General features: G+C 55.6%; 12 protein-coding genes and 6 pseudogenes. 10 read left to right on the top strand and 8 right to left on the bottom strand.

The window, feature by feature from the left end:
- Positions 1 to 155: 155 nt before the first annotated feature.
- A pseudogene (locus V476_RS26755) lies at positions 156 to 7,674 on the bottom strand (Tc toxin subunit A-related protein).
- An 810-nt stretch (positions 7,675 to 8,484) separates the two neighbouring features.
- On the opposite strand from V476_RS26755, the gene V476_RS06270 reads away from it, so the two are divergent.
- Positions 8,485 to 9,570: a GGDEF domain-containing protein gene (locus V476_RS06270; protein WP_024959660.1), complete on the top strand. Its 1,086-nt coding sequence runs from the start codon at positions 8,485 to 8,487 to the stop codon at positions 9,568 to 9,570.
- 15 nt (positions 9,571 to 9,585) lie between these two features.
- Here V476_RS06270 and V476_RS06275 read toward each other — a convergent pair whose 3' ends face one another.
- Positions 9,586 to 10,017 (bottom strand): GNAT family N-acetyltransferase, encoded by a 432-nt coding sequence (locus V476_RS06275; RefSeq protein ID WP_024959659.1) that lies wholly within the window; start codon positions 10,015 to 10,017, stop codon positions 9,586 to 9,588.
- A 389-nt stretch (positions 10,018 to 10,406) separates the two neighbouring features.
- On the opposite strand from V476_RS06275, the gene katG reads away from it, so the two are divergent.
- Positions 10,407 to 12,677, top strand: a complete 2,271-nt coding sequence (gene katG, locus V476_RS06280) for a catalase/peroxidase HPI (RefSeq protein WP_024959658.1) — start codon at positions 10,407 to 10,409, stop codon at positions 12,675 to 12,677.
- 90 nt (positions 12,678 to 12,767) lie between these two features.
- On the opposite strand, the pseudogene V476_RS29265 reads toward katG, so the two are convergent.
- From V476_RS29265 to V476_RS06295, 4 genes and pseudogenes are all read right to left on the bottom strand, one after another.
- Positions 12,768 to 13,001 (bottom strand): annotated as a pseudogene (locus V476_RS29265) (methyl-accepting chemotaxis protein); the annotation flags it as partial.
- A gap of 54 nt (positions 13,002 to 13,055) precedes the next feature.
- Positions 13,056 to 14,066 (bottom strand): annotated as a pseudogene (locus V476_RS29065) (PAS domain-containing protein); the annotation flags it as partial.
- 101 nt (positions 14,067 to 14,167) lie between these two features.
- On the bottom strand, positions 14,168 to 15,346 hold the full coding sequence (gene nhaA / locus V476_RS06290; protein ID WP_024959656.1) for a Na+/H+ antiporter NhaA: 1,179 nt from the start codon (positions 15,344 to 15,346) through the stop codon (positions 14,168 to 14,170).
- A gap of 166 nt (positions 15,347 to 15,512) precedes the next feature.
- Positions 15,513 to 15,635 (bottom strand): annotated as a pseudogene (locus V476_RS06295) (ABC transporter substrate-binding protein); the annotation flags it as partial.
- A 22-nt stretch (positions 15,636 to 15,657) separates the two neighbouring features.
- On the opposite strand from V476_RS06295, the pseudogene V476_RS26760 reads away from it, so the two are divergent.
- From V476_RS26760 to V476_RS06310, 5 genes and pseudogenes are all read left to right on the top strand, one after another.
- A pseudogene (locus V476_RS26760) lies at positions 15,658 to 15,762 on the top strand (LuxR C-terminal-related transcriptional regulator); the annotation flags it as partial.
- Positions 15,763 to 15,857: 95 nt separating this feature from the next.
- The gene (locus V476_RS06300) at positions 15,858 to 16,781 is read left to right on the top strand and encodes a proline iminopeptidase-family hydrolase (protein WP_024959654.1); all 924 of its coding nucleotides are present in this window, start codon (positions 15,858 to 15,860) and stop codon (positions 16,779 to 16,781) included.
- 266 nt (positions 16,782 to 17,047) lie between these two features.
- A pseudogene (locus V476_RS29270) lies at positions 17,048 to 17,815 on the top strand (MCP four helix bundle domain-containing protein); the annotation flags it as partial.
- 69 nt (positions 17,816 to 17,884) lie between these two features.
- Positions 17,885 to 18,673 carry a methyl-accepting chemotaxis protein gene (locus tag V476_RS29275; protein ID WP_370683556.1) on the top strand — a complete coding sequence of 263 codons (789 nt, stop codon included), beginning with the start codon at positions 17,885 to 17,887 and terminating at the stop codon, positions 18,671 to 18,673.
- Positions 18,674 to 19,087: 414 nt separating this feature from the next.
- Entirely contained in the window at positions 19,088 to 19,597 is a 510-nt protein-coding gene (locus V476_RS06310) for a GAF domain-containing protein (protein ID WP_003340514.1), read from the top strand.
- Positions 19,598 to 19,610: 13 nt separating this feature from the next.
- Here V476_RS06310 and V476_RS06315 read toward each other — a convergent pair whose 3' ends face one another.
- A complete protein-coding gene (locus V476_RS06315) occupies positions 19,611 to 20,066 on the bottom strand; it encodes a GNAT family N-acetyltransferase (RefSeq protein ID WP_024959653.1) in 456 nt (151 codons plus the stop codon).
- Positions 20,067 to 20,429: 363 nt separating this feature from the next.
- Between V476_RS06315 and V476_RS06320 the strand changes: the two genes are divergently transcribed.
- From V476_RS06320 to V476_RS06330, 3 genes are all read left to right on the top strand, one after another.
- Entirely contained in the window at positions 20,430 to 22,253 is a 1,824-nt protein-coding gene (locus V476_RS06320) for a sensor domain-containing phosphodiesterase (RefSeq protein ID WP_003395119.1), read from the top strand.
- Positions 22,254 to 22,344: 91 nt separating this feature from the next.
- Positions 22,345 to 23,130, top strand: coding sequence for a sulfite exporter TauE/SafE family protein (locus tag V476_RS06325; protein WP_003400068.1), 786 nt, complete (start codon positions 22,345 to 22,347; stop codon positions 23,128 to 23,130).
- A 219-nt stretch (positions 23,131 to 23,349) separates the two neighbouring features.
- Positions 23,350 to 23,550, top strand: coding sequence for a hypothetical protein (locus V476_RS06330; RefSeq protein WP_016568993.1), 201 nt, complete (start codon positions 23,350 to 23,352; stop codon positions 23,548 to 23,550).
- A 252-nt stretch (positions 23,551 to 23,802) separates the two neighbouring features.
- On the opposite strand, the gene V476_RS06335 is transcribed toward V476_RS06330, so the two are convergent.
- Complete coding sequence (locus V476_RS06335) at positions 23,803 to 23,997, bottom strand: hypothetical protein (protein WP_003313744.1); 195 nt, start codon at positions 23,995 to 23,997, stop codon at positions 23,803 to 23,805.
- Between the last annotated feature and the right edge of the window lie 33 nt (positions 23,998 to 24,030).

Below are 24,030 nucleotides of genomic sequence, written 5' to 3' on the forward strand. Positions count from 1 at the left end.
GCACCTGATGCGAACTTCTGGAAGCGCACGGGCAAGCGGCTAGCACCGCGAATGATGACCCAAGAAGCACTGGGGGGCAGCGATGCCATGGAAACCAGGTCATCCACATGGCTCTTCAAAGGACCCGCCCCTCCAGGCGGATCCAGCCAGGGAGATTATGAAGAGCGGATCGTGTAGCTAATGTGCAAAATGATATCGTTCAGGCTTTCCAGCAGCGCCTTCTGTTTCGTTTCGGCCTGTGGGAAGCTGATTATCATGCTGCCCTCCCTGATATCTGCACCTTCAAACGGTAACCAACGCGGGTCATTAAAGTCGGGCTGAAACTGACCGCTGTCATTCACGCCTCGCGAGATTGCCATGTTGTCGCAGCCCTGCGGTAACTCGTTCACACCACCGGTATAATTGAGTACCGCCTGAACATCCTGATAAGGTCCTAACAAGGCGGGCAGTGATACGCTGACCTGCTTGATTCGGCGTTGATCTCCCAGCCCGCTGGGGTAGTCATCAACTATATTCAGATCCGCCAGTGTAATTGACGCCGTTAACGCGCCGCTTTCGTCCAGCCTGACACGCTCGGCGCTGCCCTCTGGAGGCGTATCACCGTTCAGCAACGCCGACACCGCAGCTGACAGCTCAAACTGATCGGATTCTGCCAATGTGCTGCGATAAAAATCAGCCAGCGAAACAGTGCGTGTGACTTCAAGAGCACGTTTAGACCACTTCATCCGTGCGGTTTCCAACTGCGCCAGATTGAGCATAAGTCCCTCGCCACAGGTAAGTCCGGCCCAGGTACCCTGCCATCCACCACCGCGAATGTAGGTATCGCTCTTACCACTCTCCCAGTGCCACGCCTTTTCGGCCATCAGGCAACGAGACACAGCCAGGTCGTAAAACTGGAAGTAAATGGTTGCCAAACGACCACGCAGCCAGCTGTAAAGAGCGCTATTACTAAACTTGGTCTGCAGGAAGTCTAACTGCGCCTGTGCTTGTCCTTGCTGCATTTCCAAGTGAGTTTTCTGCAGTTCAGCAGACTCTATGCGTACATCCAGAGCCGCCAGCTGAGCCTCAATCTGATGGATATCACCTTCTGCATTGTTGCGCTGGATTTCCCACTCCTCACGCCGGCGACGGTACATCTCTTCCTGCGAAATGCGGGAACTGTCCATCATCAAACCGTCGGAGTCTATGGTAATGCCAAGACCCACTATGTTGCCTACAGCACCAAAGTTCATCCCCCCATTGGCCAGCCCGAAGACATTAGGCGCAAGATCCAGAGTAGCCGCCGTCATATGTACCATCTTGGCTCCGGTAGCAAGCGATTTTGCGCTTTTTTGTGCATCCAGAGACAGGCGCTCGCGGGCATTGAGGTCTTCATCATATAAGCGCGAGTAACTGTCAAATCGTAGCTGGGCACTGTCTTTGGTGCGAGAAAGGACCGCTTTTTCGGCCTCCAGATCTCTGAGCATGCCCTCTTGTACGCGGATACTGCTGGCCATCAACTCAGTGCCCTGGTTTTGCAATAAGGCATTCAGTGATTCTGCATCTTGGCGCTCGAGCACGCCCTGCACCGCATTACCAAACTGAATAAGTTGAAATACCAGCCCGCGAGCACTTTCCAGCATCGGATCAAACCGCCAAAGAGGGAGAGAGGTGACGGGGAGCTCTGACCCGCCACTACTTTCTGCGGCCACGGCAGCGTTGAGCAGGGCCTTTGGATCCGCAGGCTTTGCAAATAGCGGTAACAGCAGCGGCTGGCCATCTAGCGTCAGGTTATGCCGCAAGTTGTACATGCGTTGGCGCAACGTTAACCAGTAGCCCTGCATCACCTCGTTGACTTCAGGCAGGAACATTGCACTCGCCGCGGCCGTGTTTGTAGATGCCATAGCCTTAAGGGTTTCGGCTCTCCCCTCGCGCAGTAAGCTCAATACGGTCACGTGTTGCTCAGCCAACGCCTGAGAGGATGCCTCGCCTAGCGATGGCTCAGTCCACTGCGCATTAGCGCGGATGTAGGGCTGTTCACCCAGCAGGTTCAGAGCCTGGCTGTACCAGACTTTTGCCTCGGTGAGGGTATCTCGCTCAAGCTTGCGGTAGGCAGAGTCGCCTCGAGCAATAAGCAAGTCCAATGCCCGCATGAAGGTAGCGACCTTGTAGTGCATAGGGTCATTTTGCGCCACGGCATCAGGATCTACGGCTTTGAGCGGGGCGTCGTTCCAACTGGTGTCCTCTTGGAGTGGGCGCACGTTCCAGTTACGGTCGACATGCTGACCGCGAACAACATAACCCGACGGGCTCCATACATAGCGCAACCATTGATCAGCCAACGTGAATTGTTGTTCTTGCAGGAAGCGTTGCGCCGACATCATTGGGGTGTAGTAGAACAGCTCCCAGAAGTACAGGGCGTTGGCGCCTGAGAAGTCCATCGGTACGGTGCTATTATCACGCCCCGTAACGCTGTGGACTATATACTGAGCAAGAGCCCCCGCATGCCCGGGTCTCGCGATATCGACAGGTCGACTGTCAGGTAAGTAACCAATCCAAACACTTTGGTTATTCGCGCTATTGAAGTCTGCACCTTGATACTGTATCCGCAGGTGAATCTCTTGTTCTAAAAACCAGCCGCCGCCAGGATAAGGAACAAACAGCTCCACTGGAGTTATAGCCTGATCACTGAGATTCCCCGACCACGCGAGATAATTATCATCAACCTCAGCAAATGATTGATAATAAATCTTTACCCATTTTTCATCGCCGTGTTGCGCCTGGTCATAGACGGGCAAATTAAGCGTCACAAAAAACCCCTCGCCCAGCTGAGGTTCCTGAATCTCTTGCGTCTCGTAGCTAAGAATAGTGTCAATACCTGAAGCAGCCCGCTCCACCAACTGGCGGGCAAACAGTGTATTGAGACGTGTGCGATAGGCGTCGACCTCCATATATTGAGCTTTTTCATGGGTGTTTTTTATTTTGATGATGTTTGTTGCATCAGAAGCATTGCGATTTAGGGTGACAAGCCAATCCATATGATCAGCACTTAAAACGGTTAAACTGAAAGCCAAATCATAAGAGGGAGTCCCCCCCCCAGTCCTTACTAATTTCAATATCATTAACGTTAAAATTATAAAGTATCCCATCTTCGCCATTAAATGGAGGAAGAGGATCGACATAATTTATGGCCGAAAAAGTCTGATTTTTTTTGCCGTCATAAACATTTAATATAACGACTTCAGGTGAAAGAGGGTGAAGCGTATTGAGCATCCATTGAGGTTGCGTATAAAATCCATAAAGGTCGTATAAAAAATCTATCCTCACATAATGGCCACGCTCACCCGGAGCAAGCATCGAATCAGGAAACGGATCATCATAAACCACTACGTAATATGAACTTAAACTTACGCTACCACCCACTAAAACCTGGGGGCCATGAATTTCATAATTCACAGTGACCGCAAGAGGCTTTGTGAGCGACATAGAATATCTAAAAAGCACACCTATTTTTTTATTATATCTAACAAACCATACATTGTCGTCATCAGAGTGCAATTGTCTAAATAAAGACACTTCAGTAAAGCTGCTATCAATTAAAGATATCGTTTTTACAGCCTCAGGAATGTGCGGTGAAATCTTTACCTGCTTAGCGATGGAAAGTAGCGCATTAAGTTCTGACCCATTTGAGTCAACCGTATAACTTCCAGACCAATATGAGAAATTATAATTTTGCGAATACGCCCAAGCAGGCACCTCCCCCAACACACTCAACCCGTGAGTATATTTATTATTTATAATATTTTCTTTAGCGGTATCAAGCTCGTACTTCATGGATGCAAGAAAAGTGGGAGCGGAGTCTTCCCTCTGATCCGACGTCATGTCTTCATAAACATAGACTAAATGCATGTCACTTTCAGCCGGCTCATCTGATGTATAACTCTCCCCTTTTTTATAGAGCAGCACCGCCATAGTTGTTTCAGCGTCATAACTAGTGCAATACAGCCCTGGCGGCTCAATGACCGGCTCATTGCCCGACTCAATGGCCCCTGCAAATGACTTTATTTTGTCAGTCACATCAATGATTTTCGGTGACGTCCAGTTGCCGTCGTAACGCAGGTAGGAAATATTGATGGCGTAATCAAACACTTTCGTAGTGCCCGGCATACCTTGCGCATCAGGCGGTGTCACGTCTTTTCGCTCTAACCAGCACAGATACAGGCGCGATTTGAAAATCACTGGCCGGATGCAGTCTCCCCACGGCTGTGCGGCACACTCTATCTTGCGCCAGTCTGTCCAGGCGTTCGCCGCTAATTGGCCGTCTTCACCGCGCCGGCCTTCATCCGCACTGCGCCAGTAGAATTCACGCACTTCGCTCTGGTTAGTTCCGACGAAGTAGGTCTTCCCCTCGTGGACGTCCAGGTTGTCGTGATAGCCACTGATCACCCTGAGATTGGCCACCTCCTCAAAACTGTTGAGGTAGGTGTTGAATGCGTCCCCGACCGTATCGGTATTGAGTTGCGCCTGCCCCAACGTTTGCAGCATCGTATTCATCATGCCGCTTTGGCCCAGACGCACCGTGGGATCAACGTAGTTCTCCGGGTAGTAGACTAACTTCGCCGCGCCTGCCCAGGTGCTGTAGCGCTGGTTATAGCGTTCCCAGTCGGTAAAGAATTGCCCCGTCACTGTCGCCTTATCCACGAAACCTTGTGACTCGGGCGCACTTAAGGTCCGTTGTATAAATGTCTGCAAGCTCACGATGGCTTCAGCCACTCGAGAGGTCATGACCTGCGGCCCGTTAAGGTTGTCCAAAAGCAGATATTGATAAAGCCCTTCGCGGGAGCTATTTGCCAACTGGGCAGTCGTCCCGGACTTGAGCAAATAACCGCACAGGGCGGCGCTGAGTCCGGAGGCCAAAGCGGCCTCCATGCCTTTCGTCTCGTTTTGCGATAGTCCGGCTGAGAACGCATCTGCAACGCGCACCCAGTCGTCCCATGCCGGCTGATTATCTGCTGCATAGTCCAGCGCAAGCAGCTCCCCGATATTCACGGGTGTCACACCAAAGGCGGCGCTCAATGCCGCCCACTGCAACACAGCGTCGATCTCCGACCACGCACTCAGCTGTGTGTCTGAGGCTGCTTGAGCCTCGGCAAATGCTTGCTCAGTAGCCTGCTCGAACCTTGCCGCATCGTCATTCAGCGCAATGGCAAGATCGGCCGGGGTAAGGGTATCCGCCACAAAGGCTGCCAATAAGGTAGACGCACCATCACCCAGGCTTTTTAGCCAGGCACTAAAGTTACACAGCGCTTGTACCGTTGCCAAAGCACGCGGCAACACCACAGTCTCTGGCACAGGACCCAAGAGCCGAGCAGGACTGGCTACAAACAATGAAAAGGCTTGGGGGTTGATACCTGTGGCGTAATAGATCAGCGCCAATTGCGCCAGGCCGTAGCAAAAGGCAACGGCCTTCACATCGTTGGTCGCCGCCCCGTCCCAGAACTGGTCCACAGTCCACTCAGCGGGTTGGAGGCCATTGGCCCAAGCAAGAACCGACTCAGCCACTGCGGCGGACGGTAGCGCTAAAGAGGAAACCAAAACGGGTGCAAGAAGAGAGATACGTTTAGCCAACGTATCGACGTCACCGTTAGCGTCTATCACTCGCTTGACTTCGTCCAGTAGCGCCGAAATTTCGGTGCTGGCCACCTGCATAAATGTGGGGCGTGTTAGCAGCTCAACGGAGGCAACGGTCAGTTTTCGGGCGTTAAGCCACTGCGTCAGGCTGTCGACCTTTTGCAGCCAACCTGACCATAGCTGAGTATTCTCTAGCTCGGAGGTGAGCCTGGGTAAGTCAGCAACTTTTAGTAATTGCCCTAGCTCCGCCACACTAAGCCCATGCAGTCGGGCCCAACGACTCAAGGCGTACATCGCTGAAAGATTTTTCAGGTTAAGGGTAAATGCGCCTGTAGATACGCTATTGTCGAATATACTTAGCAACGTAAAAAGACCCACATCATCAACGTTAAACGCGCGTTTCAAAACAGCTTTTTCAAAAGAGTGGTCAGCCGCGTTATCCGGCAGCAGGTTTATCTGGGTCGTCGACGGCGCGAATGACTCGCCATTGAGCGGTGGACTATTAAACACCTGATCAAACAGGCTTTGATTGTCGTCATACCCCGATTGAGACAACAATCCTCCGCAGAGCACCAACGCTTCTTCAGGCTCAACGCCATAACGCTGTACGCAGCGCTGAACCTGGAACAGAAGCTGCAATGTCTCATCGGTAATATTATTAGGATTTACGCTATTGACAATGATTTCCAAGGAATGAGGATGGAGGCCAGTGGCACGCCATAGACGGATGGCCTTGTTCAATTTCAGAATATGACTCTCAGGCTGGGATACAACAGAAACATTGTAATTAATCCAAGAAGCCGGGATAGTACTTTGATCGACTGGATTATACCTGGTCAAATAAAGCGAAAATTCACCCTGCGGTATTTCTGAGGGTATAGTAATTGTGTAGGTTATACCAACCTCATGATTAGGCCCCTCACTATTATCGTACAGCACATCACCTAATCCATCATCTTTATTGACCCGCAGCCCAAACATGCCGCCGCCCGGATATGCATCATAAAAATTAAACTTAATCTTAAACACCCCATCCTTCTCAGGGAAGAGCCAGCAAAAATTAAATTTAGCACCGGAGATCCTTTGCAGACGATAGATATTTTCATCCAACGTTACCGTCAATACATTATTAACATATTCACCGAGCTCACCTCCCCCTTGCGGCCGATAGATAAATAGCGCTACCTCTTCATCACTAAGACCGTAGTAACTACGCAACCCCTGCGAGCTCATCAAGTATTCCGCTGGTAAGTCTCCAAAATTACTAATGTATAATGCCTCAGCGTTTTCTTCAGTGATCTCCTCGGTCAGAATCCTGTACAACTCAGGGGGTATATCAAACGCCATTGCCGCCATGGTGGCCCCGGAAAACAACCCCGTTACCCTAGGGTTAGCCGCCAACTGTTTAAACTTGGGGTCCTTCTGTATACGACTCTGACGCAGACGTGCATGGGGGTGGTGATACGGGGTCGAGGCACTGAGTCGAAATTCAGCCAGGGCTTCCAATACCGCATTTTGATCATCAACCGCCATCTCCTTGCCGGCCAAGGTCATTAATACCTCATTGGAGAGCGAGAGTGCAGAAACCTCCTTGCTCATATTGCTCTGGCTGAGTAATAACCCCTTTAGGTCGGGCCGGCGCTTATCAATGTGATAAGGCGACTCTTCCGGGTACAAGCCGCGAGCATTGCGGTAGAGAGCCGTCAGGTAGGCCGCGGGTGAGAACATCGATGATACAGAGCCTGGTGAAGTATAGGCACTGGCGCGATTACCAAACTGTTCTTCATAATCACGTAGCGATTCGCCCGGAGGGTTGATGCCCAAACGCACTGCGTTTTTCAGCAATGGAGAGGATCGAGCCAGCAAGCATTTCTCGTAAATTAGCGCCGCCTCTCGCTCCTCTCGGGCAGCCTCGTACAGTTCATCGACCTCACTGAATAATAACTTGCGAGTCGATAGCTTCTGGCGGAAGGCTGCGACGGATGTCAGCGCCTGCGCAGCCAGTGAATCCAGCCCCGCACGCGCTGACAAGCGTTTTATTTGGGACATTCTATTAAGACCCATGGAAATATCCTTATAATTAAATGCGCACACATGGCTATGTGTGGGGCTATGAAAGCACTGTCACAATCACAGTCGGAAATACATGGCCACCTCTCAGAGTGAGGGGGGCTGGCGCTCAAGTGTTGTTCATGATAGCTGAGCGTAGTCATGAACTAATCTTTAGCAACATGAATCCATTAAACTCATGATGACCGGTTGAAACCGGACGCTCGTCTTTTAGGCGAGAATGCTTAGGCGAGCAGGTTTTATAGATCGATATAGCTGATGACGTCGCGCTTATTCCAGTGTCCTGTTTTCTAAATAACTCACTTTACGTTTAATGTTTCAAGCGTCTCACGTCTCCGTGGGCTTTTATTCAACGTTTCCTGTCACTTTGCGTTGCAAAACGTATCGGATTGGCTGAGCAATTCGTAACGCTGTGAACCTCGGATAAATACAGATCCTGGGTGGAAAAGATTATTTACCTGGCCCGCGTCGATGGAATTCCTGTGGCACCAGGGCTGATCCATCTCAAGAGCAGAGAGCTGGAGGCAATCTTCGTATTGCCCGTATTCATGGACCAGGGCGGAAGCGCCCATGCTGTCTACACCTGACCATCGGACTACACCTGGCTGCGCAAACAACTGTAGATCAGACCGGCCGCTGCCCTGGCCCTCATTCAACAAGGCCCGCGCGCACCGTCCACAGCAAGACCAGCGGCCATCCCCCCTCATCTGGCAATGAGGTATAGTGGCCATATATCATCACCCCTCTCAATCAAGGCGTGTGCCGTCGATAACGGTTCGGCTGGCATAAGTATGGAAGCTGCACATGCCGCAAAGAAGAAACCTGAAAAACTCTATTTTCGTCCCCTTGAAGCTGTCTCAATTGATCGGTCTTTTCAGTTGGGTTATCAGTTGGTGCCTGAATCCGTCCATTGATCGATCACTGGATATATTCATCTGCTGCGCGCTGGCGGGGGCGGCGCTGTCGATTATTGTCACGTCCAATAGCAGGAGCATGCTGGCGTGGCGTCTGTTCGGCATCATTTACATGGCATCGCTGACCTTTCTGTTCAATGAACAGGTCGAACGCATGGGCGTGGAAGCATCGATGTGGGGGTTGGTGGTCACCTCCCTGCTCATCACAGGAATGAGCGTATTCTTCGTCAAGTTCATTGATTACATCGCTGCGGCGGCGTTGATCTGGTTGATCATGTGGCAAATGGACCTGACGGCTGTTGGCGTCAACCATGCGCCGTTGTTTTATGTGTTCCTGATCAGCTCGACCTTGCTGGGCGGCTGCCTGAATGCAACCTTCCTGAGCCTGGTCATGCAGACCATGACAGCCAGGGACCGTTATCAGGAACTGTCCGAAACCGACACACTGACGCATGCGCCCAATCGCCGCGCACTGGTTGCCAGTCTGAATACTGCGCTGGCGTGCGCTGAAAAATCGTCGTTGTGGTTTGCCATGATTGATCTGGATCACTTTAAAAGTATCAACGACACCCATGGTCACGACGTGGGCGACAATGTCCTTGTTGGGTTTGCGACACTCCTAAAAGGCACAAAGGGGCTGATCGCCTTTGGGCGTTTGGGTGGGGAAGAGTTTGGCGTGATCTTGTCGGCGGCGAACGCCACAGACGCTGTACACGCACTGGAAGAGTTGTTGACGCTCGCGCAAAAGGATGAAGCGGCTCAAGTCCCCTATTCATTCAGTGGAGGTGTGGCGAGTTTGTCGCGGGTTGAAACGGTCAGTGACCTGTTGAAAGAGGCCGATGAGAACCTGTATCACGCCAAGCGCAGTGGCAGAAAATGTATTTCCTTTGAGGGCAGGATAGTTTCGTCGAGCGCTGTAAGTACGACGAAGCAGAATCAAGCGACGCAATCAGTTGACGCGCCTACGCATGTGTAGCGCCCATCTCCCCCTTCAAACATTCCCGTACCGCCGCACCTTCGAATACCGATCGATATCCTCCCGCAGCGTCCAACCCTGCCCCTGCCAATAACGCCCGGCCGCTTCATTACTCTTCATCACGTCCAGATGACATTTGTAAATACCCAGCGCGTCCAGACACTCGAGGCAGCGTTCGACCAACTCATGGGCAATACCGCGCCCGCGATACTCGGGCAGCACAATCAAATGCTGCAGATAACCGCGGCGTCCGTCATGCCCGCACATCACGCAGCCGCACAAGGCGCCGTCCGCCTCGGCGACGAAACTCATGCCGGGGTTGCGTTCGAGGTAGCGCGCGGTGGCTTCGCGTGAATCGGCGTCGCGCAGGGAAATGCCCGGTGTGCTGCGCATCAGTTCGATGACCGCGTCGTAGTCGTCCAGGGTCATGCTGCGAATCGTGATCATGGGCTAAGCAGCCTGCCGTCTCATGGGCTGCACAGGTTAGCAGAGCCGCTTGATGCCTTGATGACAGCGCTGCCAGAGTCTGCCTATCGCCCCGTAATGTTCTTTCTATTAGAAATCTTCGTGAAGAAGGCTAATCTGCATAAGCATCGGCGAAAGTCGTGCGGTTTCACCCTGATAAGGAGATAACAATGAGCTCAAGTTTGCGACGCACGTTGTGGGCTCGGCTCGCAGCAATCTGATGATCGCTGTGCTGCGTATCTGTAGAGCTGGCCTGATCGTTGAACGAACGGCCGGCATGAACCCAGTGCTGTTGAGTTCCGTCATCACTGTCGGAGGTCCCACAAGTGGACTGGATGGCCGGATGCAAATGACAAAAAGGTGTATCAAGCATGTCAACTGAATCGAAATGCCCCTTCAACCACGCTGCCGGCGGCGGCACCACCAACCGTGACTGGTGGCCCAAGCAGCTGAATCTGAAGATCCTGCATCAGCATTCCTCGCTCTCCGACCCGATGGGCGAGAGTTTCGACTATGCCAAGGAGTTCAAGAGCCTTGACATCGAGGCGGTCAAACAGGACCTGCGCAACGTCATGACCCAGTCTCAGGACTGGTGGCCGGCAGACTTCGGCCACTACGGCCCGCTGTTCATTCGTATGGCCTGGCACAGCGCCGGTACCTACCGCACAGGCGATGGTCGTGGTGGTGCAGGTGCCGGTCAGCAACGTTTTGCGCCGCTCAACAGCTGGCCTGACAACGTCAGCCTGGACAAGGCGCGCCGCCTGATCTGGCCGATCAAGCAGAAGTACGGCCGCAAGATCTCCTGGGCTGACCTGATCGTACTGACCGGTAACGTCGCGCTCGAATCCATGGGCTTCAAGACCTTCGGTTTCTCCGGTGGTCGCGCGGATGTCTGGGAACCGGAAGAAGACGTGTACTGGGGTTCCGAGACCACCTGGCTGGGTGGTGAAGAACGCTACGGCGTGCAGAAGAAAATGCAGCAACCGGGCGACGGCACGCTGGTGGCCGAGCCGGAGAATCACGCCAACGAAGAAAGCCGTACCGCCAGCGGCGAACGCAATCTGGAAAACCCGCTTGCCGCCGTGCAGATGGGCTTGATTTACGTGAACCCTGAAGGCCCTGAAGGTGTACCGGATCCGGTTGCTTCGGCAAGGGATATCCGTGAAACCTTCGGTCGCATGGCGATGAACGACGAAGAGACCGTGGCGCTGATCGCCGGTGGTCACGCCTTCGGCAAGACCCACGGTGCCGGCCCTGCCGACAACGTAGGTCCTGAGCCTGAAGCAGCCGGCCTTGAAGAGCAGGGTCTTGGCTGGAGGAACAAATTCGGCAGCGGTAAGGGTGGCGACACCATCACCAGCGGCCTGGAAGTGACCTGGACTTCGACGCCGACCAAATGGAGCAACGAGTACCTCGAAAACCTCTTTGGCTTCGAATGGGAACTGACCAAGAGCCCGGCAGGTGCGCATCAGTGGACGCCGAAGAACGGCGCTGGCGCCGGCAAGATCCCGGATGCCCACGATCCATCCAAGCGTCATGCACCGAGCATGCTGACCTCTGACCTGGCGCTGCGCTTCGATCCGGCTTACGAGCAGATCTCGCGTCGCTTCCTGAACAACCCCGAGCAACTGGCCGACGCGTTCGCCCGTGCCTGGTTCAAGCTGACTCACCGTGACATGGGCCCGCTTGCCCGCTACCTCGGCCCGGAAACACCGACCGAAGAGCTGCTATGGCAAGACCCGATTCCAAGCGTCGATCATGCGTTGGTGGATGATCAGGATGTGGCCGCACTCAAGGCCAGGATTCTCGCTTCGGGCCTTTCGGTCTCGCAGCTGGTATCGACGGCCTGGGCGGCAGCTTCTACCTTCCGTGGCTCGGACAAGCGCGGTGGTGCCAATGGCGGCCGTCTGCGTCTGGCTCCGCAGAAGGATTGGGCGGTCAATCAGCCTGCGCAGCTGGCGGGCGTGCTGAACACCCTCGAGGGCATTCAGAGCGAATTCAACGCGGTTCAGTCGAACGGCAAGAAGGTTTCAATCGCCGATCTGATTGTCCTGGCGGGTAACGCAGGTGTCGAACAGGCTGCGAAACATGCAGGTCAGCACGTCACTGTTCCGTTCGCACCGGGCCGCGCTGATGCGTCTCAGGAGCAGACCGACGTTGAGTCGTTCAGCTTCCTCGAGCCGATCGCCGATGGTTTCCGCAACTATCAGAAGGGGCATTACAAGGTCTCGGCAGAATCGTTGCTGGTCGACAAGGCGCAACTGCTGACCCTGACTGCACCGGAAATGACTGTACTGCTGGGCGGCCTGCGGGTCTTGAACATCAACGTCGGACAGAGCAAGCATGGCGTCTTCACTGATCAGCCAGGCACCCTGACCAACGACTTCTTCAAGAACCTGCTGGACATGGGTGTGGAGTGGAAAGCGACCGCGGGTGGCACTGATACCTTCGAGGCCCGTGACCGCAAGACTGGCGCAGTGAAATGGACCGGCACCCGTGTCGATCTGGTCTTCGGCTCGCATGCTCAGTTGCGTGCGATTGCCGAGGTGTATGGCAGCTCCGATGCCCACGAGAAGTTCGTCAAAGACTTCGTGGCAGTCTGGACCAAGGTGATGAACCTGGACCGCTTCGACCTGGCCTGATGTGTTTGATGTGCTGAGTTGAAAAAACGCCTCCCTTGTGGAGGCGTTTTGTTTGCTGCGATCTAGCAGAGGACGCTGGTTTTATCAGCGGCTCATCATGCTTGCCGCCTGCTCCGTCGCTTCGGTCGTTCTGGTCGCCAGCTTGCGGACTTCATCCGCCACAACCGCGAAGCCTCGCCCTGCGTCACCGGCGCGTGCAGCCTCGATTGCCGCATTGAGCGCCAGGAGGTTGGTCTGGCTGGCAATGCTCTGGATAGTGCCAACTATCTGGGTCAGTTGAGCGATGTTCTCTTCCAGGTTTTTCTGATGCTGTGCTTCGGTGTCGCGAAGAGCGTCCTGCTCATGCTTCAAATGCACATCCACCAACGCCCCCACCACCCTCAGCGGAACACCTTCGGGATTGCGGCGAGTCTGGCCGCGCGCACGGAACCAGCGATACTCCCCGGTTTTCATCTTCAGGCGGTACTCGATATCGAACGGAGTCTTGCCAGTCCGGTCATTCAAATGCGCACCGAACGCCGTCAGGCTTCGTTCCTTGTCTTCAGGGTGCAGCCGTGACGCCCAGCTATCCAGTACGTCGGGAAACTCTTCCACCGTTTCAAAACCCAGCAGACGCCTGAACTGTGGAGACCACCAGAAAGGATTGCGCGCATTGACCGGGTCGCCGGCAATGACCTCCATGTCCCAAAGACCGTCGGAGAGCATCTCTCGAGCCAGTTCGAATCGGGTAATGATCACATCGTGTTCCAGATCACGCTCAAGCTCATCATGGATATCCCGCAGAGATCCGGCGACCCGCAACGGCGTTCCGCGTGCGTCCCTTAACGTTTCGCCTTGGGCATAGAACCAGCGATAAGTGCCGTCCTTCATCGCCAGACGATTCTTGACGCGATACGGTGTATTGCCGGAACGGTCATTCAGGTGTTTGGCAAATGCATCCAGCGTGGCTTGTTTATCCTGAGGATGAAGCCGGTCTGCCCAGCTCGCCAATACGTTGGGGAAGTCGCGCTCATCGTTGAAACCGAGAAGCTTGCGCAGTTGCTGCGACCACCAGAATCGATTGTTCGGGTTGACCGGATCGCCCGCGACCACCTCCATGTCCCAGAGGCCCTCGCTCGACGCGCGGTTGACCAGATCAAAGCGGGTTTCATAAGCGGCGGCCGAGGCAGAGGCTTCGCCCAGCAGGTGGCGGGCGGTTTCCAGTTCTTGCTCAAGCGCGGCAATACGTTGCTCGTCGAGGCGACGCTGGGTGCTCAGAGAGCTCCAGCATTCGAGTACCGCGCTTTTTTCAGCACATCCCCCTACTGAGGGCTCAGTGCCACCCTTTAGCGAGGAGATCAGTTGCTGAAGGGCTTTTTTGTCACGACGGGGGCTGAACAGGTGAAGCATGCTGTGGGCTCTCAAAGTAGGAGAAGTTGGCCGAGTCCCTGGCACGTCCCGTCTTTATCGTCCTGCCGCCCGGTTTCTGTAATGCCAGATTGCAATCAGATTCACCCCCGCGGCGCAAACCTGCGCAACGCAACCACACCCAACACAGCCGACAACACCGACCCGATCAGCACGCCCACCTTGACCTCGTCGACCAGTTCCGGCGCGCCCGGGAAGGCCAGTGCGCCAATGAACAGGCTCATGGTGAAGCCGATACCACACAATGCTGCGACGCCATACAACTGGCCCCAGTTGCTGCCGTCCGGCAAGCGGGCCAGGCCTGCGCGAATCGCCAGCGCGGCCATGGCGAATATGCCGACCTGCTTGCCGACCAGTAGCCCTAGCGCAACGCCAAGCGGGACCGGGTCCACGAGCTTGTCGGCGGTTATGCTCGACAGTGATACGCCAGCGTTGGCAAAACCGAAGATCGGTACGACGGCAAACGCCACCCACGGGTGCAGCTTTTCTTCCAGATGCAGCAGTGGCGAGCGAGCCTCTTCATCGGGTTTGCCCAACGGGATGCACAGCGCCAGCGCGACGCCCGCGAGGGTGGCGTGGATACCGGACTGGAGCATGAAGAACCACAGCAGCGCGCCTACAACCAGGTAAGGCAGCAGTTTTTTAACACCCAGACGATTCAGCGCGACGAGCACGGCGATGGAGCCCAGCGCTGCCAGCAGCATGGGAATGGAGAGATCGCTGGTGTAGAACAGCGCGATGATCAGCACCGCGCCGAGGTCATCGAGAATCGCCAGTGCAGACAGGAAGATCTTCAGCGACAGCGGCACGCGCTTGCCCAGCAGTGACAGCACACCCAGGGCGAATGCGATGTCGGTCGCTGCCGGAATGGCCCAGCCGCCGATAGTGTCTGGCCGCCCCCAGTTGAACGCCACGTAGATCAGCGCCGGAACCACCATGCCGCCCAGCGCCGCAAAGCCCGGCAAGGCCCTCTGGCTCCAGGAGGCGAGCTGGCCGGCGAGCACCTCGCGCTTGATCTCCAGGCCAACCAGCATGAAGAAGATTGCCATCAGGCCGTCATTGATCCAGTGCGAAACCGACAACCCGGCGAACACTGCGTGCAGCGCGGCGAAGTAGCTGTCGGCCAGCGGTGAGTTGGCAACGATCAGGGCCGCCAGCGCAGCCGCCATCAACATCAGCCCGCCTGCGGATTCAGCAGCGAAGAAACGCGTGATGAACGCCAGCGCATTCGGGGATTCGATACGGGGGGTGGGTTTATGCATGACGGCTCCGCGGGGGTACAGCGCAAAAAGGCCGCAACCTTACCATCCGCAGAGCCTGTTGAAGCTCAGGTAAACCTGAGGATACAAATTAACGTTTCCCGGCCGAATACGCGCTGAAAAACGTCGTTGAACAACGCCTGCCGATCAGACGGGCGCCCCGCTCATGTCATTTCTTGACCGTTTCTTCGAGCGTAAAGCGGCCAAACGGGTTCTGGCCCAAGTGCTTGATGTTCTTGTGCGACACGTTGATGTAGGGGCTGTGGTAGAGGTCGATCCAGTTGACGCCCGCATCGTGGTTGATCAGCAGATGATCCACGGTGACCTTGCATCTGAATTCGGCCATGCAAAAGCTGGGGGCCAAAAACCGTGTGCAGGCGGTGGTGCGTGCCGTTCACTACCGCTTACTCGACCACTGACCGGTTTATAGGCCAAAACCTATCATTTTCTATAGTTATGAAACGCAAGACGCCGCGCTATGGTGCCCTCAAACTATCCAGCAGGGACCGCCGACATGGCAGATATGACGATCAAGGAAGGTTTTGCGCCCTTTGGCGACTATCATACGTGGTATCGCATCACAGGCGACCTGCACAGTCCCGACACTCCACTGGTCATTCTGCACGGCGGTCCCGGTTGTACGCACGACTACGTCGATTCGTTCAAGGACATCGCCAGCACCGGCAGGGCCGTTATCCACTACGATCAGTTGGGTAACGGGAAGTCGACCCACCTGCGCGAGGTGAAGCGCGACTTCTGGACAGTCGATCTGTTTTTGAGCGAACTCGACAACCTGCTTGAGCACCTGGGCATCGAAAACAATTACGCATTGCTGGGCCAGTCGTGGGGCGGCATGCTGGCTTCAGAGCATGCCGTGCGTCAGCCCGAAGGGCTGAAGGCGCTGATCATCGCCAACTCCCCCGCAGACATGCACACCTGGGTAAGTGAGGCCAACCGGCTGCGCGAGGATCTGCCAGCTGAGGTCCAGGCCGCGTTGCTCAAGCACGAAAAAGCGGAAACGTTGAAAGACCCGGAATACCTGAAAGCCTCGCGAGTGTTCTATGACCGTCATGTCTGCCGCATCACACCGTGGCCGGAGGAGGTAAAACGTACCTTCGACGAGATTAACGCCGATCCGACCGTCTACCACGCCATGAATGGTCCTACCGGGTTCCACGTCATCGGCACGATGAAGGACTGGACCATCGTCAATCGCCTGAAGCTCATCAGCGTTCCTGCCTTACTGATTTCCGGGAAGTATGACGAAGCCACACCGCTCGTCGTGAAGCCCTACGTGGATAACGTCCCCGATATCAGTTGGTCTGTCTTCGAAGAGTCCAGTCACATGCCCCATGCAGAAGAACGAATGGCCTGCATGGGACGCATCGCAGGTTTTCTGGACACGTTGGTGGAACACGTTGAAGAGTCCGCAGCTTGACGTCGAGGCCTGATGGATTCGCGCGCTGAGAATTGCAGTATTAGAGTGAATACTTTAATGACGGTCACTCAAATAATGGCTAACTTTATTCACAGTGTTACTGGAACTTTTCACACTACGCGATTGCCCGGCAGCAAATAATGTCATTACGCTATTATGAAATAACTTTCATCCCCCTTTTGTTAAAGCTCTCTCGTTTTCAGCAGAAAAACAGTCATTGGAAGGAACGTATTTGCCTTCCGCCTGTTTTGCCGCTGGAGGCAACCATGAACCTCAGATCGTTAAGCATTTCACGCAGGGCTTCCCTGTGTTTTGGCGTCATCACCTTGCTGTTGATCGGTCTGGGCGCCTTCTCCTACGTACAGATCGGCCACCTGCGCATAGCCGAGCAGAACATAGAAGAAAACTCACTGCCCAGCATTCAAGTCGTCGACGACATTCAGATCGCCCTGCTTCACGCTCGCCTGGAAAGCATCAGGATGCTTGCCAGCAATGATCCGAGCGTACACGCCACCGCAGAAGCCAAGGTTCGGGAAGCGATCGAGGCGCTGCGTGCCAATAGTGACTTCTATCAAAAACACCTGCTGTCGGGCGAAGCCGACCGGGCGCAATTCGAAGAGGCCAATAACAAGATGGGCGTCTACATTGATGGCTTGAAACAGGTCGTCGCACTGGACAGCGCTGATCACGACAAAGCGGTCTCCCTCGCCAACGGAGAGCAGGCCCAAAAGGCCGCTGCCTATCAGGAAAAACTCACTGTGCTACGTGGGCACAATGCTGAAGAGGCGGTCGTCTCCGGGAAAGATGCCACTGCAGTCTACGACCACAGCGTCAACGTGTTGATGATTGTGCTGATCGCAGCGTTCCTGCTTACCGTGGTACTCGCGATTGCACTGACACGCAGCATTGTCGACCCGATCAGCGTCTCGCTGAAACTGGCGGAAGACATCGCCGCCGGTGACCTGACCCGGCAATTGAGCGTTAGCGGCAGCGATGAAGCCTCACGCTTGATGACGGCCCTCAACACCATGTCGGGCAACCTGCGTACCACCATTCACGAAATTTCCGGCGCTTCCGCGCAACTGAGCACCGCCGCCGTCGAAATGACGTCGATCACCGAAAGTGCCGACCGCACACTGCAGCAGCAGAACAGCGAAATCGAGCAGGCAGCTACTGCGGTAAACGAAATGAGTGCTGCCGTAGAAGAGGTCGCTCGTAATGCTACCTCGACCTCGCAGGCCGCCCAACAGTCGAGCCTTTCCGCTGACCTGGGTAACCAGCGCGTTGCTGAAACCCTGACAGCCATGCACAACCTGACGGGTCTGGTCGAGGGCTCTTCTGCACAAGTCACCGCGCTGGCCGGTCAGGCTCAGAACATCAGTAAAGTGCTGGGCGTAATTCGCGGCATTGCCGAACAGACCAACCTGCTGGCACTCAACGCAGCCATCGAAGCCGCGCGTGCCGGCGAACAGGGTCGCGGCTTCGCTGTGGTAGCCGATGAAGTACGGGCTCTGGCGCACCGCACACAGACGTCCACGCAAGAAGTCGAACAGATGATTTCAGCGATTCAGGCCGGTTCTTCCGCCACGGTCGAGTCCATGCAAAGGAGCACCCAGGAAGTTCACAGCACTCGCAAGACCGCAGAAGACGCCGGGGAGTCGCTGCGCCAGATCACCGACTCGGTACTCGAGATCAATAACCGTAACTTGCAGATCGCCGCGGCCTCCGAACAACAGGCGCACGTAGCGCGCGATGTCGACAGAAGCCTGGTCAGCATTCGTGACCTTGCCGTGCAGAGCAGTGAAGGCACCCGGCAGACACTAATCGCCAGTACCGAACTGTCGCAGTTGGCGGTCAACCTGAATGATCTGGTGCTGCGCTTCAAGACGTAACCCAGACATCTACGCCGACCGGACATGACAGAGGGCAGCAGATTCGTCTACTGCCCTTCTTTTATAGAGTCAGTAGCGTTCGGTAAAAAACCTGCAATCACTCCTCCCCTCCCCTCCCCAGCCTCTGCGTTCAAAACCTGTAACCCGCGCAACCCTGCTGACAGACTTTCAGGCGCATCGCTTTCCTTAGTTGAAACAGGATCCCTAAAGACCCTGTTCACGAGCCCGGACTATTTGAAAAAGCCCGCAACGTTGACAGGGGCATTAAAGTCATTCGATAGTTGGCGGCGAACAACAAAATATTTCATGTAAGCCACGATCAGGTATGACACGATCACTTCCTGCACGGGATCGGCAGCGCCCGGCGTACTGCCAAGGCCGCATCAGTGCTTTTTATGACCAGGGTGAGACATTTTGAACAACAACCTGACTTCCGCAGAGCTGGCAGTCATCAGTGAAATCGAGGCCACTTCCAGTCTGTTAAGGCTGGTAACCCGGCTGACCGGGCTAAGATTTGCGGCCATTGCCAAAGTCACCGAGGCCAGCTGGACCGCATGCGCTGTTTACGACGAAATTCAGTTCGGGCTGGAAGCCGGTCATCAGCTCAAGCTGGAGACCACGTTTTGCAATGAGTTGCGTCTGCACCGCCAGCCTATCGTAATCAACGAAGTCGCGACCGACCCCGTCTACGCAGAGCATCCCATTACTAAAATGTACGGTTTCCAGAGCTACTTCTCGTTGCCGATCATTTTTCCCAACGGCGATTTCTTCGGCACCCTGTGCGGCCTGGATACCAAGCCTGCGCCACTCGATGACGCCAATACCCTCGATACCCTGAAAGTGTTTTGCACGCTGATAGCCAGCACCCTGTACGCGCACTATCAACTGCAGGAAATGCAGGAGATACAGGAAGTCACCGCTTAAGGCATGGAATGCCTCAAACGCGCAGTTGCCGCTCCATGATCAATGTGCGCTCTTCTCCCTCCAGATGTTCCCGCACCACGCTGAAGCCCAGCGCCAGATAGAACTCCCGCGCAGTCAAGGATGAAGGTACAACCATCCGCGCCGCGCCCGCCTTGCGTGCGACAACCTCCAGCTCGGCCATCAACAAACGCCCGATCCCCTGCCGATGCCTGTCAGGGTCAACAAATACCGAGCGCACGACCTCGCCCTCCAGACTCGCAGTGCCTATCACCACGTGACCCTCTGACGCCACGAACACTTGCCGCTGTTGCATGAGCTGCTCGATCGCAGCCGGGCTGAAACTCAATTGCACGCGCTCGATCACACTGGCGGGATAGTCCTTGGCATTGCTGGTTCGCAAGGCCGCCAATACCACGCGGCTGATGGCATCAGCGTCCGCCATGCGGGCGGGTCGCACCTCGATGTTCATGGTGTGGCTCCTGATTACTTTGCAATGGGTGAGCTCATTTTCAGAGAGAGCAGGCAGGCAACACACGCCTTCATAAGATGAAGCCTTTGCTCACTCAGCACGCAAAAAACGTAGCCGAAGAGCCTGCGTGACGGCACTCGATTTACTTATTTTCGGCCAGTCGACGAATGGTAGCACTGGCAACATACCGTAAATAAAAGGCCAACCCCTCGCCGTGTGCGGCTTGAACAACGATAGCGTTCAAAAAATCCGATCTGCGGCCGATTAATCGGTATCTCGCCGCTGTGGTCGGAATCTTTTCGTCTGTTAAAGTGAGTTTCGTGATGTCATATAGTCATCATCGAGTACCCATTGAGAATCATCATGAACGCCAGTGCCCCCATTCCCCTGAATGAAACGCAACGTCTGTTGCGCATACGGGAGCTGTGCGTACTTGAAGATACGTCCGATGACGTATTCGATGAAATCGTCGCGATGACCGCTGCATTTTTCGAGACGCCGATTGCCCTGATCTCGATCGTCGATGAGCATCGTCAGTGGTTCCGCGCCAGGGTTGGCCTGAATGCCCGTGAAACACCGCGTAACGTGTCCTTCTGCGCCTACACCATCCTTTCCGACACGCTGTTCGAGATTCCCGACGCGACGCTCGACCAACGCTTCGTGAACAACAGCCTGGTGACCGGCCACCCTGACATTCGTTACTACGCAGGCGCGCCACTGATCACCGATGACGGCATTGCCCTGGGCAGCCTGTGCGTGATCGACACCAAGCCGCGCGAGCCGATGAGCGAGTACCAGACGCAGATGCTCAAGCGCTTTGCCTCACTGGTCATGAAGCGCATTGTCGGCCTCAGGCTCAGTTGCTTCATTGATCAGCCCACCGGCTTGTACAACCGCTCGCGCCTGCAGGAAGACATCAGTCAGGCAGTGGCATCCAGTGTCGATTATCAGTTGGTCGTGGTGGACATGATTACCTCGGCGTTCCTCAACGACATCGTCAAGGCCCTGGGTTACAGCTTCTCGCAGGATCTGGTGACGGCGATCAAAAGCCGACTGGAGTGCCTGCTGCCGCCGACCTGTTCCCTGTACAAGGTCAGCCCTACGCGCTTCGGCTTTCTGTTGGCTGGCGATCGCACGCCCGAACACCTGTTTCGCACCATCCTCAAAGACTTCGAGACGCCCGTTGAGTGCCGGGGCATTCCGGTACAGATGCAGGTCGGCCTGGGAGTCGTGACCCTGAACCGCAATCCGGCCGAAGAACAGGACTGGATGCGCATGGTCATCAGCGCCGCCGACGATGCCCGCGACCGCGATCTCGGCTGGGCGATGTATGAACCGCATTTCGACGCCGCCCAGCAGCGTGCTTTCAAACTGCTCAGTTCGTTGACCGGGGCGGTGCACGCTGACGATCAACTGCGTCTGGTCTACCAGCCGCGCATCGACCTCGACTCCGGCCTGTGTACGTCGGTAGAGGCCCTGCTGCGCTGGAATCACCCCACGCTCGGGGCCATCGGGCCTGCCGAGTTCGTGCCGCTGGCCGAGAAGACCGCGCTGATGCGCCCGCTGAGCCTTTGGGTGCTGACCAGTGCTATCGAACAGGCCGCTCGCTGGCAGCAACAGGGCTTCGATTTTCGTATTGCGATCAACGTGACGCCCGAAGACCTCACCGGCCCTGCGTTCACTGACCGGATGATCCGTCTGCTGGGCAAGCACAAGATCGACCCTACCCGCTTCGAGCTGGAGTTCACTGAAGGCGCGTTGATGCACAACCCGGCAGAAGTACGCCACCAACTGGAGCGCATGCGTCAGATGGGCATGGATGTGGCAATCGATGACTTCGGCACGGGCTACAGCAACTGGAATTACCTGCGGCAGTTGCCTGCGACGACGGTCAAGCTCGACCAGTCGCTGATCCGTAATCTGGCGTCCGACAAAACCGATCAGCGTCTGGTCAAGGCATTGATCGGTCTGGCCAAGAAGCTCGGTTACTGGGTCGTGGCCGAGGGCATCGAAACCGATGAGATTCGTCGCCTGGTCAAGCAGTGGGGTTGCGATGAAGGCCAAGGCTACCTGATCGCCAAACCCATGGAAGCCGAGGCTCTTCTGAACTGGATCGGCCCGAACCAACGCCTGCAGAGTGCTGCCCAAGCCGCAGAAGCGGCAATCGTGCGCGACAAACGGTTATAACCTTAGAACACATCTTCATAACCGTTTACACCACAAGCCGTTATGCTGCCCGCCACTTTTTGCCTATGCGTTTGCTTGAAAAAGGTTGGATATGGAAGCGGGTGGTCTGGGTTTCGTCGTTGCAGGGCTGGTAGTCGGATTCATCGTTGGCATGACCGGAGTCGGCGGCGGCTCGCTGATGACGCCGATACTGTTGTGGTTCGGCATCAATCCGGCCACGGCGGTCGGCACCGACTTGCTGTACGCGGCGATTACCAAATCCGGCGGGGTTCTGGTCCATCGCAAGAACGACAACATCGACTGGAAAGTCACCGGGCTGCTGACCTTGGGCAGCGTGCCGGCGGTGCTCATGACGCTGTGGTTTTTGAGCACCCTGCATACCGCTCCCGAGGCGCTTAACGCGATTATCAAACAGGCCCTCGGGTTTGTGCTGCTGCTGACCGCACTCGCCGTGCTGTTCAAGAAAAAACTGCTGGCCTTTGCTCACCGACGCGGGGACGGCTACTCGTTTTTCAGCGGCACCAGCCTGACGGTACTGACCGTCATCACCGGTCTGATCCTCGGCACCATGGTCGCACTCACCTCCATCGGCGCGGGTGCGTTGGGCACGGTGGCGTTGTTCATCCTCTATCCACTGCTGCCGACCCGGCGTCTGGTGGGTACGGAGATCGCCCACGCGGTGCCTCTCACGCTGGTTGCAGGTCTGGGTCATGCGAGCATGGGCAACATGAACTGGGAGTTGCTGGGCTGGCTGCTGATGGGCTCACTGCCCGGCATCTACCTGGGCAGCCACATGGCAGGCCGCGTCTCCGATGACCTGCTACGGCCCTTCCTGGCCATCATGCTGGGCACGATCGGTTTCAAGCTGGCGTTCTGATCGGCGCTTATCCATCAGCCTGTCACATTTCTGAGTCAGGCTTGCCCACGAACACAGCCTTGAAAGCTGCAGATCCCATCTGCTTGCAGCCCGTGCACACTCATCGGGAATTGTAATTTTTTGTAGCGAGACACCGATTTTCGGCGCAGGATTTCGGGCGTCTGCTTTAGCGCCGATGACCCGGCACAGACTTACCCTCACTGAAAGGAGATGCCAACAATGCTCATCCGAATTGAAGAAGGTGTATATGGCGACGCTTGGGTTGTAATACTGGACGACTATCCGGTCAAATGCCGGAGCTGGCAGGAAGCCAGAGAATTTGCCGACCGCATGAAATCCAGAATCGACGCGCCTCATTCGCTGCCGCATATGGCACGCCGCGCCGCCCCTGAAATAAGCGTTCAGGCGGCCGCCCGCTAGACCGACTCCCTCCCCTGCGAATCACTCGACACAGCGTTGCCAGACAGTGGTCGACGCTGTTTCACCTTGTCATGACGCCGCTTGAATTATCGAACCACTTCTCGTTTCCATGACATCCGTTTCACATCCCCTTCACGTCCGGCTGCGTAAATTGACCCCACTCCTTTGATGAATCCCATTTGGCCCACCCCGTTGTGGGCCATTTTTTTGCCTGCAGAAAAGTGCCGGTGCTCTCGCGCTGATCCGGCAGGATTACTCCCCTTGCGCTGCCGGCGACGATGACACAGCCAGCACCGGGCTGCTCAATACGCCAGCATTCAGCTCTGCCAGCCGATCACTGCCGGTGCCATTGGCCACGTCATTGCTCCAGCTTGCTACCGAAACTGCCATCCAGCCCAACACAAACAACGCAGCTGCCTGTAACGCCCACTTGGTCATGATCGACATACGCTTTCTCCTTGTTCACGTCTGGATGGCAAG

The organism is Pseudomonas syringae KCTC 12500 (assembly GCF_000507185.2).
Lineage (GTDB): Bacteria > Pseudomonadota > Gammaproteobacteria > Pseudomonadales > Pseudomonadaceae > Aquipseudomonas > Aquipseudomonas syringae.

Excerpts from the sequence above, each read along its gene's own strand:
- V476_RS06270 (WP_024959660.1), top strand. The coding sequence starts at position 8,485 with ATGCCGCAAAGAAGAAACCTGAAAAACTCTATTTTCGTCCCCTTGAAG.
- V476_RS06275 (WP_024959659.1), bottom strand. The coding sequence starts at position 10,017 with ATGATCACGATTCGCAGCATGACCCTGGACGACTACGACGCGGTCATC.
- katG (WP_024959658.1), top strand. The coding sequence starts at position 10,407 with ATGTCAACTGAATCGAAATGCCCCTTCAACCACGCTGCCGGCGGCGGC.
- nhaA (WP_024959656.1), bottom strand. The coding sequence starts at position 15,346 with ATGCATAAACCCACCCCCCGTATCGAATCCCCGAATGCGCTGGCGTTC.
- V476_RS06300 (WP_024959654.1), top strand. The coding sequence starts at position 15,858 with ATGGCAGATATGACGATCAAGGAAGGTTTTGCGCCCTTTGGCGACTAT.
- V476_RS29275 (WP_370683556.1), top strand. The coding sequence starts at position 17,885 with ATGACGTCGATCACCGAAAGTGCCGACCGCACACTGCAGCAGCAGAAC.
- V476_RS06315 (WP_024959653.1), bottom strand. The coding sequence starts at position 20,066 with ATGAACATCGAGGTGCGACCCGCCCGCATGGCGGACGCTGATGCCATC.
- V476_RS06320 (WP_003395119.1), top strand. The coding sequence starts at position 20,430 with ATGAACGCCAGTGCCCCCATTCCCCTGAATGAAACGCAACGTCTGTTG.
- V476_RS06325 (WP_003400068.1), top strand. The coding sequence starts at position 22,345 with ATGGAAGCGGGTGGTCTGGGTTTCGTCGTTGCAGGGCTGGTAGTCGGA.
- V476_RS06330 (WP_016568993.1), top strand. The coding sequence starts at position 23,350 with ATGCTCATCCGAATTGAAGAAGGTGTATATGGCGACGCTTGGGTTGTA.
- V476_RS06335 (WP_003313744.1), bottom strand. The coding sequence starts at position 23,997 with ATGTCGATCATGACCAAGTGGGCGTTACAGGCAGCTGCGTTGTTTGTG.